At 71.2% G+C, this 13,153-nt stretch carries 9 protein-coding genes; 3 read left to right on the forward strand and 6 right to left on the reverse strand.

All coding sequences use genetic code 11. From position 1 onward, the window contains the following. Nucleotides 1-79 precede the first annotated feature (79 nt). Nucleotides 80-787 (reverse strand): PspA/IM30 family protein, encoded by a 708-nt coding sequence (locus ACWCO8_RS16200; protein WP_451032725.1) that lies wholly within the window; start codon nt 785-787, stop codon nt 80-82. 71 nt (nt 788-858) lie between these two features. Beyond that, a complete protein-coding gene (locus ACWCO8_RS16205) occupies nt 859-2,940 on the reverse strand; it encodes a TPM domain-containing protein (RefSeq protein ID WP_451032856.1) in 2,082 nt (693 codons plus the stop codon). A 172-nt stretch (nt 2,941-3,112) separates the two neighbouring features. Here ACWCO8_RS16205 and ACWCO8_RS16210 point away from each other — a divergent pair, with 172 nt between their 5' ends. After that, on the forward strand, nt 3,113-4,132 hold the full coding sequence (locus ACWCO8_RS16210) for a hypothetical protein (RefSeq protein ID WP_451032726.1): 1,020 nt from the start codon (nt 3,113-3,115) through the stop codon (nt 4,130-4,132). A gap of 58 nt (nt 4,133-4,190) precedes the next feature. On the opposite strand, the gene ACWCO8_RS16215 is transcribed toward ACWCO8_RS16210, so the two are convergent. The 4 genes from ACWCO8_RS16215 to ACWCO8_RS16230 all read right to left on the reverse strand — a co-directional run bounded on the left by ACWCO8_RS16215 (nt 4,191) and on the right by ACWCO8_RS16230 (nt 8,054). Next, nucleotides 4,191-4,961, reverse strand: coding sequence for a succinate dehydrogenase/fumarate reductase iron-sulfur subunit (locus ACWCO8_RS16215; RefSeq protein WP_451032727.1), 771 nt, complete (start codon nt 4,959-4,961; stop codon nt 4,191-4,193). After that, nucleotides 4,958-6,850, reverse strand: coding sequence for a fumarate reductase/succinate dehydrogenase flavoprotein subunit (locus ACWCO8_RS16220; RefSeq protein WP_451032728.1), 1,893 nt, complete (start codon nt 6,848-6,850; stop codon nt 4,958-4,960). The genes ACWCO8_RS16215 and ACWCO8_RS16220 overlap by 4 nt, the downstream gene beginning before the upstream one ends. Before the next feature lies 1 nt (nt 6,851). Next, complete coding sequence (locus ACWCO8_RS16225) at nt 6,852-7,688, reverse strand: hypothetical protein (protein ID WP_362011055.1); 837 nt, start codon at nt 7,686-7,688, stop codon at nt 6,852-6,854. 138 nt (nt 7,689-7,826) lie between these two features. Continuing rightward, nucleotides 7,827-8,054, reverse strand: coding sequence for a hypothetical protein (locus ACWCO8_RS16230; RefSeq protein ID WP_362011057.1), 228 nt, complete (start codon nt 8,052-8,054; stop codon nt 7,827-7,829). A gap of 264 nt (nt 8,055-8,318) precedes the next feature. Between ACWCO8_RS16230 and ACWCO8_RS16235 the strand changes: the two genes are divergently transcribed. Together ACWCO8_RS16235 and typA are read left to right on the forward strand one after the other, a co-directional pair. Further along, the gene (locus ACWCO8_RS16235; RefSeq protein ID WP_451032729.1) at nt 8,319-10,802 is read left to right on the forward strand and encodes an ABC transporter substrate-binding protein; all 2,484 of its coding nucleotides are present in this window, start codon (nt 8,319-8,321) and stop codon (nt 10,800-10,802) included. A 331-nt stretch (nt 10,803-11,133) separates the two neighbouring features. Further along, the gene (gene typA, locus ACWCO8_RS16240; RefSeq protein ID WP_362011063.1) at nt 11,134-13,035 is read left to right on the forward strand and encodes a translational GTPase TypA; all 1,902 of its coding nucleotides are present in this window, start codon (nt 11,134-11,136) and stop codon (nt 13,033-13,035) included. Nucleotides 13,036-13,153: the final 118 nt, after the last annotated feature.

The following is a 13,153-nucleotide window of genomic DNA, read 5'->3' on the forward strand; positions in this document are numbered from 1 at the left end:
CGACACCGGCAGCGGCGTCGCACCCACCCGCGGGCGCGGTTCCACAGGCTCCGCGCCCCCGGTCCCCGCCGGCCGCCGGCTACTTCTTCAGCGCGGCGAGCCGGGCCTCGATCTCCGCGCTGTCGCCGAGCGCGTCCAACTGCTCGAACTGGGCGTCCAGCGAGGACGCGGCCAGCTCCTGCTTGCCCATCGCCTTCGCCTCCTCGCGCCGGACCTTGTCCTCGAAGCGGTTCAGCTCGCTCGTCGGGTCCAGCACGTCGATGTTCTTCACGGCGTCCATCATCGTGTTCTGCGCCTGCGCGGACTTGGCGCGGGCCACCAGCTCGTCGCGCTTCGACTGGAGCTCGCCCAGCTTGGCCTTCATCTGGTCGAGCCCGCTCTTGAGCTTCTCCACCACCTCGGTCTGCGCCGCGATCGTCGGCTCGGCCGTCGCGGCCTCCTTCTCCGACTGGAGCTGCCGTCCAAGGGCGACCTTCGCCAGCTGGTCGAACCGGTCCGCCTCGGCCGTCTGCCCGGCGATCCGCAGCTCGTCCGCTTTCCTGCTCGACGCCAGCGCCTTCTCGCCCCACCCCTTCGCCGCGCCCACGTCCTCCTGGTGGTCCTGCTCCATCAGCCGCAGATTGCCGATCGTCGTCGCGACCGCCTGCTCGGCCTCCGAGATGTTGTTGCTGTAGTCGCGGATCAGCTGGTCCAGCATCTTCTGCGGGTCCTCGGCCTGGTCCAGCAGAGCGTTGATGTTGGCCTTCGCCAGCTGGGTGACACGGCCCAGGATGGTCTGCTTGCTCATGGTCCTTCTCCTCGAACACCAGGGGACTGAACAGGGAACTGAACAGGGAACTGAACACGGGACGGCAAGGGTCAGAAACGGCCGCCGCCGCCCAGTCGGCCGCGGGTCCCGCCGCCACCGAAACTGCCGGGTCCGCCACCGAACCCGCCCCCGCCGAAACCTCCACCGAATCCCCCGCCATGTCCCCCGCCTCCCCTTCCTCCGCCGAACAGTCCGCCGAGGATGATGCCGCCGAGCACCGCTCCACCGAGCCCGCCGCCGCCACCTCCCACTCCTGATACACCGCCCAGGCCGTTCGGGTTCCCATACGTACGGACGTCCTGCTCGGCGAGTTCCTGCGCGCGCCGCGCCAGCCCGTCCGCCCGCTGGGCCTCGGCGAGCGCCGACTGCGGGTCCTCGGCGTCCGCGAGGGCCCCGGCCTTCTCCAGCCGCCGCTGGGCCTCGGCCAGGCGGGTCCTGGCCTCGCTGCCCACGGCGCCGCGGTGGGTCGTGATGTAGTCGGCGGCCGCGCCGATCGCGGAACGGGCGGTCAGCATCACCTGATCGAGGAGCGCGCGGGCGCGCCGCGTGCCCGACTCGCGCTCCCGTGCGCCGGCCAGCGCCTCGTCGAGCACCGCGTCGGCCTCCTCGACCCGGCGCAGCGCGTCGAGCGGGTCGTAGCGGCCCGCCTCGATCGTCCGGTGCACGTCCGCGACGACCGACTCCGCCCGGGCGATGCGGCCCTGGAGGTCGGCGGTCGAGACGCCCTCGGCGGTGCCCTGGAGCAGGCCGCGGGCGTCGGCGAGGTCCGCCTCGGTCTCGGAGAGCGCGGTCGGCAGCTTGCCCACGGCCTCGGCCAGTTCCTGCGCCCGCCGGTCCACGGCCTCGCTCAGGCGGGCCGCCTGGTCGACGGCCCCCTCGGCCGCCCGGATGTGGACCGCCGCCGTGCCGTTGTTGCCGGAGTCGACGGCCTGCCGGGCCTGGTTCAGATGCGTGGTCGCGAACACCAGCCGGTCCTTCGCCTGTTCCACGTCGCCGGCGACGGGGGAGGCGGCGGACTCGGCGTACCGTTCCCGCATCGCGGTGAGCGCCGCCTCCGCCGTACCGACGTGGCCGGTCTGCTCACGGAAGGCGGCCTCCGCGTGGGCGAGCGCGTCGGGAGCGTTCTGCTCCAGGGCGCGCAGCCGGTCGAAGTCCTCGGACTCGGCGTCGAGCCGGGCGTTCGCCTCGTCGCAGCGCCGGAGGATCTCGTCCAGCATCGAGCGGCGGGTCGCGTCGTCCTCGGGGAAGGCGTCGTCGAGCTTCTGGCGCAGCCGGAACGCGGCCGTCAGCTCCTCCTTCGCGAAGGCCACCGCGTCGGTGAACGGCCGGGCGGCCTCCTCGCCGAACTGGGCGGTCGCGAAGCCGAGTTCCTCCTGGCTCGTGCGGACGGCGTCGTCGGTGTCGACGAGCGCCTGCCGCGCCTGCTTGTCCAGCTCCTCCAGCGGGAGCTCCGCGGGTTCCTTCGGAGCGCCCCAGCCCTGCCCGGCCTGTGGCTTCGCCGCCCCGCCACCGCCGCCGGGGCCGGTACGGCGCCGGCGCCGGGTCCAGGCGTACGCGGCGACGATGCCCGCGCCGCCGACGAGGACGACGGGGAGGACCAGGTCGGTCCCCGAGGTGCCGTCGGCCGCCGCGCCGCCGGGATCGGCCGGGCCAGGTGTGATCGTGGGCGTGGGTACGGGCTGTCCGGCGAGGACGGCGTCGTAGCCGTTCGCCGCGCCGATCGCGGCGCCCGCCCAGTCGTTCTGTCGCAGCGCGGGCTCGATCGCGGTCCGGGCGACGTCGTCGAGCTGGGTCTGGGTGAACCGGGAGCCGGGGTCGGCGGAGTAGCCGTACTGACGGTCGTGGGTGGCCACCGCGAGCAGGACGTCGTCGACGCCGAGCCCGTTGCGCTGGGCCGTGGCGTCGGCCCAGCTCTGGCCCGAGCGCCCGGAGAAGTCCCGTACGTACACGACGAAGAGCTGCACCCGGCGGTCGTCGTAGAGCTGGTCGAGGGCCTGGACGACCGCGCCGCGGCGGTCGCCCAGCGCACCCACCGTGTCGGTGATCTGGCCGTCGCGGGAGAGGACGACGGGGTCGTCGGCCCGGGCGCCGTGAACGGCCGGCACGACCAGCCACCACGCCGCCACCAGCATCGCGAGAAGGGCTCGGGTGGCTGTTCGCGTCACAGGGGGAGGTTATGTCCCGATCTGTCGGCCCGCGACCGGGCCGCGACCGGGCGGAAACCATTCTCCACAGCCCTGCGTCACTGTCAGTAGCCGCCGCTACGGTGGTGCTCACGTAACGAACACGATCTTGGGGGCTCGGGTGGACGGTCGCGTACGACGCTGGTGGCGGCGGGGGCGCTGGGTCGCGCTCGGCCTGGCCCTGCTCCTGATCCTGCCGACGGCGGGCAGCGCGCTCGCGCTGCGCCTCAACTACACGGGAGACCTCCGCGAGGGGACCAAGACCCGGGGCAAGGACGCGATCTGGCTGGGCCACGCCTGGGTCGACGGCCGGAAGAAGGACGCCGACCTCGCCGCCTTCGCCGCGCGAATCAAGGGAACGGGGATACGGGACCTGTACGTCCACGCCGGCCCGCTGGAGCACGACGGCACCCTGCCCGCCGCGCGCTACCCCCGCGCCGCCTGGCTCATCGACGCCGTCCACCGGACGATGCCCGGCATACGGGTGCACGCCTGGCTCGGCGACATCCTGGCCACCGAGGGCCCCGAGGGGCTGCGCCTGGAGGACGCGGCCTCACGGGCCGCCGTCGTGGGCTCGGCCCGCCAGATCCTGGACGCCGGCTTCGACGGGGTCCACTTCGACCTGGAGCCCCTGCTCTCGGACGACGCGCACTATCTGTCCCTCCTCGACGACCTCGGCGAGCTGACCAGGGCCCGCAAGGCCCCGCTCTCCGTCGCCGCCCACCAGATCGACCCGCTGCCCGCGCTGCACTCGGTGAACGGCGCGATCAGCGGCAGCGAGAAGTGGTGGTCGCAGGAGTTCTTCGGCCAGGTCGCCCGCCGGGTCGACCAGATAGCCGTCATGTCCTACGACACCTGGATGCCGCTGGAGGGCATGTACGGCGGGTACGTGGCCCAGCAGACGAGCCTCGCCCTGGAGGTCACGCCCGAGACGACCGACCTGCTGATGGGCCTGCCGTTCTTCCACGAGGACGACCTCGGCCACCACGACTCGGCCGAGACCGTCGCGGCCGCGATCCGCGGCACCAGGCTGGGCCTGGGCCGTACGGACCACGACCGCGAGCGGTTCGGGGTCGCGCTCTACGTCGACTTCGCCGCGAAGGAGGAGGACTGGACGTCCTACCGCCGCGACTGGCACTGACCCACCGCCGAGGACGGCCCGGGCCCGGACCGCCCGGCCCGGCCGGACCCGCCCCGCCCTACGCCCCCCGTCGCCGGATCTTGTTGCCCAGCCACACCAGCGGGTCGTACGAGCGGTCCACGACCCGTTCCTTCAGGGGGATCAGGGCGTTGTCGGTGATCTTGATGCCCTCCGGGCAGACCTCCGTGCAGCACTTGGTGATGTTGCAGTAGCCGAGCCCGTGCTCCTCCTGGGCCGTCCGCTTCCGGTCGAGCCCGGTCTCGGCTGCCGCGTCCAGGGGGTGCATGTCCAGCTCCGCGACCCGCATCAGGAAGCGCGGCCCGGCGAACGCCGTCTTGTTCTCCTCGTGGTCGCGCACCACATGACAGGTGTCCTGGCACAGGAAGCACTCGATGCACTTGCGGAACTCCTGCGAGCGCTCCACATCCATCTGCCGCATCCGGTACTCGCCCGGAGCCACCCCCTCGGGCGGCACGAAGGCCGGGATCTCCCGCGCCTTCGTGTAGTTGAAGGACACGTCCGTCACCAGGTCCCGCACCACGGGGAAGGCCCGCAGCGGGGTGATGGTGAGCGTCTCGGCGCGGTCGAAGGTCGACATCCGGGTCATGCACAGCAGCCGTGGCCGCCCGTTGATCTCGGCGGAGCACGAACCGCACTTGCCCGCCTTGCAGTTCCACCGCACGGCGAGGTCCGGGGCTTGGGTCGCCTGCAGCCGGTGCACGATGTCGAGGACCACCTCGCCGTCGTGCACCTCGACCGTGAAGTCCGTCAGCTCCCCGCCGTCGGTGTCGCCCCGCCACACCCTGAAGTGCGCGTCATAGGTACTCACTCGTACAGCTCCTCCTCGGCGAGGTACTTGACCAGCTCCTCCTTCTCGAACAGCGCGAGGAGGTCCGGACGGATGGGTTCCGTACGTGTCCGTTCGAGCGCGATGCCGTCGTCCCCCGTACGCGCCGGGTGACAGAGCAGGTTCACCGGCCGCCACACCCGCTCCATCGACGGGTAGTCCTCCCGGGTGTGCCCGCCCCGGCTCTCGGTCCGCTCCAGCGCCGCGCGGGCCACGCACTCGCTCACGAGCAGCATGTTCCGCAGGTCGAGCGCCAGGTGCCAGCCCGGGTTGAACTGCCGGTGCCCCTCGACCCCGGCCCGCCGCGCCCGGACGCGCAGCTCGGCGATCCGCTCCAGGGCCTCGGCCATCTCGCCCTCCCGCCGGATGATCCCGACAAGGTCGTTCATGGTCTGCTGGAGCTCCTGGTGGAGGGCGTACGGGTTCTCCGCGGACGGCTCCTCCGCCGCGCCGAACGGCGCGAGGGCCTCGGCGGCGGCCGCCTCGATCCCCGCCTCCGTGACCGCCCCACGCTCCGCCGCGGTCGCGTACTCCGCCGCGTGCCACCCTGCCCGCCGCCCGAAGACCAGCAGGTCGGAGAGGGAGTTGCCGCCCAGCCGGTTGGACCCGTGCATCCCGCCCGCGACCTCACCGGCCGCGAAGAGCCCCGGCACGCCCACGGTCGCCGCCGTGTCCGAGTCGACCGCGACGCCGCCCATCACGTAGTGGCAGGTCGGCCCGACCTCCATCGCCTCGGCCGTGATGTCGACGTCCGCCAGCTCCTTGAACTGGTGGTACATCGAGGGCAGCCGCCGCTTGATCACCTCGGCCGGCATCCGGGTCGACACGTCCAGGAACACCCCGCCGTGCGGCGAACCGCGCCCCGCCTTCACCTCGGAGTTGATGGCCCGCGCCACCTCGTCGCGCGGCAGCAGCTCGGGCGGGCGCCGGTTGTTGTCCGGGTCCTCGTACCAGCGGTCGCCCTCCTCCTCCGTCTGCGCGTACTTCTCCTTGAAGACGTCGGGGATGTAGTCGAACATGAACCGCTTGCCCTCGGAGTTGCGCAGCACCCCGCCGTCCCCGCGCACCGACTCGGTGACGAGGATCCCCTTCACCGACGGCGGCCAGACCATCCCGGTCGGGTGGAACTGCACGAACTCCATGTTCACCAGCGGCGCGCCCGCGAGCAGCGCGAGCGCGTGCCCGTCGCCGGTGTACTCCCAGGAGTTGGACGTCACCTTGAAGGACTTGCCGATCCCGCCGGTGGCCAGGACCACGGCCGGTGCCTCCAGGACGAAGAAGCGGCCGGTCTCCCGCTCGTAGCAGAACACCCCCGCCACACGGCCCGACTCGTCCCGCAGGATCTGGGTGACCGTGCACTCCTGGAAGACCTTGAGCCGGGACTCGTACTCCCCGGTCTCCCGGAAGTCCTCCTGCTGGAGGGCGACGGTCTTCTGCTGGAGCGTACGGATCAGCTCGAGGCCGGTCCGGTCGCCGACGTGCGCGAGGCGCGGGTACTCGTGGCCGCCGAAGTTGCGCTGGGAGATCCGGCCGTCCGGTGTGCGGTCGAAGAGGGCGCCCCAGGTCTCCAGCTCCCAGACCCGGTCGGGCGCCTCGCGCGCGTGCAGCTCCGCCATCCGCCACTGGTTGAGGAACTTGCCGCCGCGCATGGTGTCGCGGAAGTGGGTCTGCCAGTTGTCGTGCGGGTTGGCGTTGGCCATGGAGGCGGCGATTCCGCCCTCGGCCATCACCGTGTGGGCCTTGCCGAACAGCGACTTGCAGATGACGGCCGTCCGCGCGCCCCGCTCGCGCGCCTCGATCGCGGCGCGCAGTCCGGCGCCGCCCGCGCCGACCACGACCACGTCCCACTGCTGCCGGTCGACTCGCGTCATGTCAGAAGATCCTCGGGTCGTCGAAGGTGCCGGTGGCGAGCAGGTACACGTACAGGTCGCAGACCGCGACCGAGACCAGGGAGGCCCAGGCGAGCACCATGTGACGGGTGTTGAGGCGCCCGACGAGGCTCCACGCGCGGTAGCGCACCGGGTGTCGGGAGAAGTGCTTGAGCCGCCCGCCGACGATGTGCCGGCAGGAGTGGCAGGAGAGCGTGTACGCCCAGATCAGCACGGTGTTGATCAGGAAGATCACGGTCCCCAGGCCCGCGTGGCCCCACGCGTAGGAGGAGTCCCGGAAGGTCAGCACGGCGTCGTAGGTGAGGATCGCGGCGACCGGGAGCGCGGTGTAGAAGAAGTACCGGTGGACGTTCTGCAGGATCAGCGGGAAGCGGGTCTCGCCGGTGTACGTCGTGTGCGGCTCGGCGACCGCGCAGGCCGGCGGAGAGGCCCAGAAGCCCCGGTAGTACGCCTTGCGGTAGTAGTAGCAGGTCAGCCGGAAGCCGAGCGGGAAGATCAGGATCAGCAGGGCGGGGGAGAGCCCCCACCAGCTGCCGAAGATCTCCCAGTTGGGGCCGTCCTTCATCGGGACGCAGTTCTCGGCGAGGCAGGGCGAGTAGAACGGCGAGACGTAGGGGGCCGCGTAGTAGTCGCTGTTGGCGAAGGCTCGCCAGGTGGAGTACGCGACGAAGGCGAGCAGCCCGGCGGCGGTGGCGGCGGGCGCCAGCCACCAGCGGTCGGTCCGGAGGTGGCGCGGCGCGATGGCCGCACGGGAAGGGGAGTGCACGCCGGTGGCGCGCACCCCCCTTCCGGTGGACGGCGGTTCGGTTCCTGTGGCCAAGGTCGGTCTCCTGGGTCCGGGGATCGGTCCGGGATCTCCTGGCGCCGGGATCTCCTTGCTCCGAGCGGGATCTCCTAGGTCTGAGATCGCCTAGATCTGAGATCTCCCGGCTCGCGGATCTCCTGGCTCCGGGATCTCCTAAGGCGCGTGCCGGTCGCGCGCTCCCAGGCCCTCGTCGTCGGAGTCCGTCCACAGCCCGCTGTCGTACGGGGTGTCGGGGATCGTCACGAGGTTCTCCGGGCGGCCCTGCGGCGGTCCCGGGGTGACGCCCTTCTCCGCCGCGATGCTGCGTTCCAGTTGTCCGACCGTGCGAACCAGGTCTTCGAGGCAGCCCTTGACGGCCGCCAAATCGTCCTGAAGGGACATGGATTGCCCTCACTTCCGCGAGTGCGGGTGGCGAACACGCGATGGGGGGAGAGTGTCGCGCGTCACATCCCGCTTGTGAAGCCATGTGTACGGGATTCCACTCGTCCGGAGAGCGGCGCCGCCCGGCGGTTGGGCCGCACGGGTGGGTTTGCCCCGTCCTGTCGCCGTGTCGCCGTGGCCGGATCCGGTCCGTCCTTTTCAGTGTATGAGCAATAGGTGTGATCATCGCCAAATGGCATAAAACTGGACGAAGGGGTACAAGTCATGTCCCAGGTCGGCGCCCCTCGCGGGAGGACATGCTCCAGGAGCCCCCGCTCCCGCACGCTCCGTTCCGTCGCCACGCTCACCAGTGCCGTGCTCGCCATCTCCGTCCTGGCCGGATGCAGCTCCGGCGACGAAGCGGAAGAGGCGACCGCCGCCGCCCCCGACCACGCGCCGGCCGCGCGGGACCAGGTGAAGGACGGCTCCACGCTGAACTGGGCCGTGGACGCGATGCCCACCACCCTCAACACCTTCCAGGCCGATGCCGACGGCGCCACCTCCCGTATCGCCGGGGCCGTACTTCCCGCGCTCTACACCCTCGACGGGCGCGGCCGGCCGCAGCGCAACCCGGACTACCTGGAGTCCGCGCAGGTCGTCGAGACGGAGCCGAAGCAGGTCGTCCTCTACAAGCTCAACCAGCAGGCGGTGTGGAGCGACGGCCGCGAGATCGGCGCCCCCGACTTCGTCGCGCAGTGGCGGGCCCTGAACGGCCGGGACACCGCGTACTGGACCGCCCGCAACTCCGGCTACGAGCGGATCGAGAAGATCGAGCGCGGCAAGAACGACCTGGAGGTACGGGTCACCTTCGGCAAGCCGTACGCCGACTGGCAGTCCCTCTTCACCCCCCTCTACCCGAAGGAGGTGATGGGCTCCCCGAGCTCCTTCAACGACGGCGCGCGGACCACCCTGAAGGCGACCGCAGGACCGTTCCTGCTCAAGGCCTCCGACCCCAAGGCCAGTACGGTCACCCTCACCCGGAACCCGCGCTGGTGGGGCCAGCCCGCCAAGCTCGACCAGATCGTCCTGAAGGCCGTGGCCCGTAAGGACCGGATCGCCGCGCTCGCCGCCGGCACCCTCGATCTGGCCGAGATCGATCGGTCGGCCGCCGACCGCATCGCGCTCGCGGTACGGGACGCCCGCACCGGCCAGAGCGGCGCGCAGGCCCTCTCCCACGGGCCGGGCGCCGGGATCACCCCGTCGGCGGCCCTGAAGTCCTGGGCCCTCGCCAACGGCTCCGACGACGAGAAGGCGGAGACGGTCCGGGTCGCGCGCGAGAAGAACCAGCAGGCCATCGACCGGTACGCGGAGGAGCAGCGGGCGCTCGGGAAGCTGGTGGTCCGCAAGTCGCTGGAGCCCGCGTACACCCAGCTCTCGCTGAACGGCGAGAACGGTCCGCTCGCCGACGAGCGGGTACGGCGGGCGGTGGCCCGCGCGCTCGACCGCCAGGAACTGGCCGAATCCGTACTGAAGCCGCTGGGTCTTCCGGCCAACCCTCCGGGCAGCCACCTGGCCCTGGCGGGACAGGCGGCGTACGCGGACAGCAGCGACGCGCTCGGCGCCCAGGACGCCAACGAGGCACGGGCCCTGCTCGCGGACGCCGGCTGGGTGCCGGGCGGCGCGGCGAAGAAGCCCGCCGGGACGAAGGCGGGCAGCGAGGCGGTGGAGAAGGACGCCGCCGCCGACAAGAAGACGGACGCCGACAAGAAGACGGACGCGGAGAAGAAGGCGGACGCCGGGAAGACCGAGGCGGACAAGAAGGCCGACGCCGAGAAGAAGACGTCCGACAAGGCCCAGAAGCCCGGCTCCGACGCCGCCTCCGACGAGGGCCTCTACATCGTCGGCGACGACAAGCCGGGCGGCACCGCCGTCCGCGCCGACGGCAAGGCCCCCGAGCCCGTGATCGGCGCCGGCGGCCCCGAGAACGGCACCAACATCCTCGCCCCCGCCCCGGGCGCGGCCCTCCAGAACATGGCCGTGCTCCGCCAGGCCACCCTCCTGGACACCGCCGCGGGACGGGACACGGACACCGAGGCCAAGGCCCAGAACCCGGCCGTGGGCCCCGACAAGGGCGTCGCAGGGGCCTACGCCCCGCGCGGCACCGCCGCCCCCGCCGTGCCGGCCGCCGCCACCGGGGCCCTCGGCAAGGACGGCAAGCCGCTCAACCTGCGGTTCGTCCTGCCGTCGGGCCCCGGCTCGGAGTCGCTCCGCGCGGTCGGCGACAAGATCGTGCGGATGCTCGACGCGATCGGCATCCGTACGGAGATCACCAAGGTCGCCGACGAGAGCTTCTTCAAGGACCACATCGCCGCCGGCGACTACGACCTGGCCCTCTACTCCTGGCCCGCGTCCGCCTTCCCGGCGACCGACGCCCGGCCGATCTTCGCCAAGCCCGAGCCGGCCTCGGACGGCTCCCTCCTGGTCGAGCAGAACTACGCCCGCGTCGGGACGGACCGTATCGACCAGCTGTTCGACCAGGCGGTGGCCACCCTCGACGAGGAGGAGGCCCGCGATCTGGTCCGCCAGGCCGACGCCCGGATCTGGGCGGCTGCCGGATCGATTCCCCTCTACCAGCGCCCCCAGCTGGTGGCGGCCAAGCCCGGCATCGTGAACGCGGGCGCCTGGGGCTTCGCGACCCCGCGCTACCAGGACATCGGCTTCAAGAAGGCGGAGTCGGCCAAGGGCGCGGAGCGCAACATCAAGAAGTAGCCAGAAAGTCGCCGATAAGCAGGCGAAACCGCGTACCGACCCAAGAAACCGCAGGTCGCAACCTCAGAAGCCGCTCAAGTTCCTTGCCCGCCGGTCTCCCCGGCGGGCAGGATCGCGTCCGGCCCCTTGACCCGGCCGGTTCCGCACCCTCGGTGGCCCCCCACACACTCCACCGAGGCCCCAAAGCTCCCAGTAGACCCTCTCGAATCCGGGCGGGGAAGCCCCTTGCACGGCGGCCCCGTACCATAGGACATAGCCGTGGCGCGTCCGCCCGGCGGGCGTAAGAGGAACCGACGCCGCATCCCACGATCCGAGAGAAGCGCAAGCACCCATGCCCACGCGCCACGACATCCGTAACGTCGCCATCGTCGCCCACGTCGACCACGGCAAGACGACCATCGTCGACGCCATGCTCAAGCAGGCCGGTGCCTTCGCCGCCCACCAGCAGCTCGACGACCGCATGATGGACTCGAACGACCTGGAGCGTGAGAAGGGCATCACGATCCTCGCCAAGAACACGGCGGTGAAGTATCACCCCAAGGACGGCGGGGCCCCGATCACGATCAACATCATCGACACCCCCGGCCACGCCGACTTCGGTGGCGAGGTCGAGCGCGGTCTCTCGATGGTCGACGCGGTCGTCCTCCTCGTGGACGCCTCCGAGGGTCCGCTCCCGCAGACCCGCTTCGTGCTGCGCAAGGCCCTCCAGCAGCGCAAGCCCGTCATCCTCTGCATCAACAAGACGGACCGCCCGGACTCCCGGATCGACGAGGTCGTCAACGAGACCTACGACCTCTTCCTCGACCTGGACGCGGACGAGGACCAGATCGAGTTCCCGATCGTCTACGCCTGCGGCCGTGACGGCGTCGCCTCGCTGACCAAGCCGGAGAACGGCACCGTTCCCGCGGACAGCGACAACCTGGAGCCGTTCTTCTCCGCCATCCTGGAGCACGTCCCGGCCCCGGTGTACGACGAGGAGGCCCCGCTCCAGGCCCACGTCACCAACCTGGACGCCGACAACTTCCTCGGCCGTATCGCGCTCCTCCGCGTCGAGCAGGGCGAGCTGCGCAAGGGCCAGACGGTCGCGTGGATCAAGCGGGACGGCACGATCTCCAACGTCCGCATCACCGAGCTGATGATGACCGAGGCGCTCACCCGCAAGCCCGCCGAGGTCGCCGGCCCCGGTGACATCTGCGCCGTCGCCGGTATCCCCGACATCATGATCGGCGAGACCCTGGCCGACCCGGAGAACCCGATCGCGCTTCCGCTGATCACGGTCGACCAGCCGGCCATCTCCATGACCATCGGCACCAACACCTCGCCGCTCGTCGGCCGCGGTGGCACGGGCAAGGGCGCGGACGCCAAGTCCGCGGTCAAGCAGCGCAAGGTCACCGCCCGCCAGGTCAAGGACCGTCTGGACCGCGAGCTGATCGGTAACGTCTCGCTCCGCGTCCTCGACACCGAGCGTCCCGACGCCTGGGAGGTCCAGGGCCGTGGTGAGCTCGCGCTCGCCATCCTGGTCGAGCAGATGCGCCGCGAGGGCTTCGAGCTGACCATCGGCAAGCCGCAGGTCGTCACCAAGGAGGTCGACGGCAAGATCCACGAGCCCGTCGAGCGCCTCACGGTCGACGTGCCCGAGGAGCACATGGGCGCGGTCACGCAGCTCATGGGTGTCCGCAAGGGCCGCATGGACAACATGTCGAACCACGGCTCCGGCTGGGTCCGCATGGAGTTCGTCGTTCCGTCCCGTGGCCTCATCGGCTTCCGTACGGAGTTCCTGACCAACACCCGCGGTACGGGCATCGCGCACTCGATCCACGAGGGCCACGAGCCGTGGTTCGGCACCCTGACGACCCGTAACAACGGTTCGCTGGTCGCCGACCGCGCGGGTGCGGTCACCGCCTTCGCGATGACCAACCTGCAGGAGCGCGGTGTCCTGTTCACCGACCCCGGCACCGAGGTGTACGAGGGCATGATCGTCGGCGAGAACTCGCGCTCCGACGACATGGACGTGAACATCACCAAGGAGAAGAAGCTCACCAACATGCGCTCCGCCTCCGCCGACTCCTTCGAGGCGATCGTCCCGCCGCGCAAGCTCTCCCTGGAGCAGTCCCTGGAGTTCTGCCGCGACGACGAGTGCGTCGAGGTCACCCCGGAGGCCGTGCGCATCCGCAAGGTCGTCCTGGACCAGAACCAGCGCGGTCGCACCGCGTCGCGCGCCAAGAACGGCTGACGCGCACACAGGTGTGATCTCGGCCGCTGACGTCGGCTGACACCACCTCAGACACGAGGCCCGGACCCCCGCAGTCACTGTGGGGGTCCGGGCCTTTCGTCAAATCCATTTCATGGGC

The sequence above is a fragment of the Streptomyces sp. NPDC001927 genome (assembly GCF_053594455.1).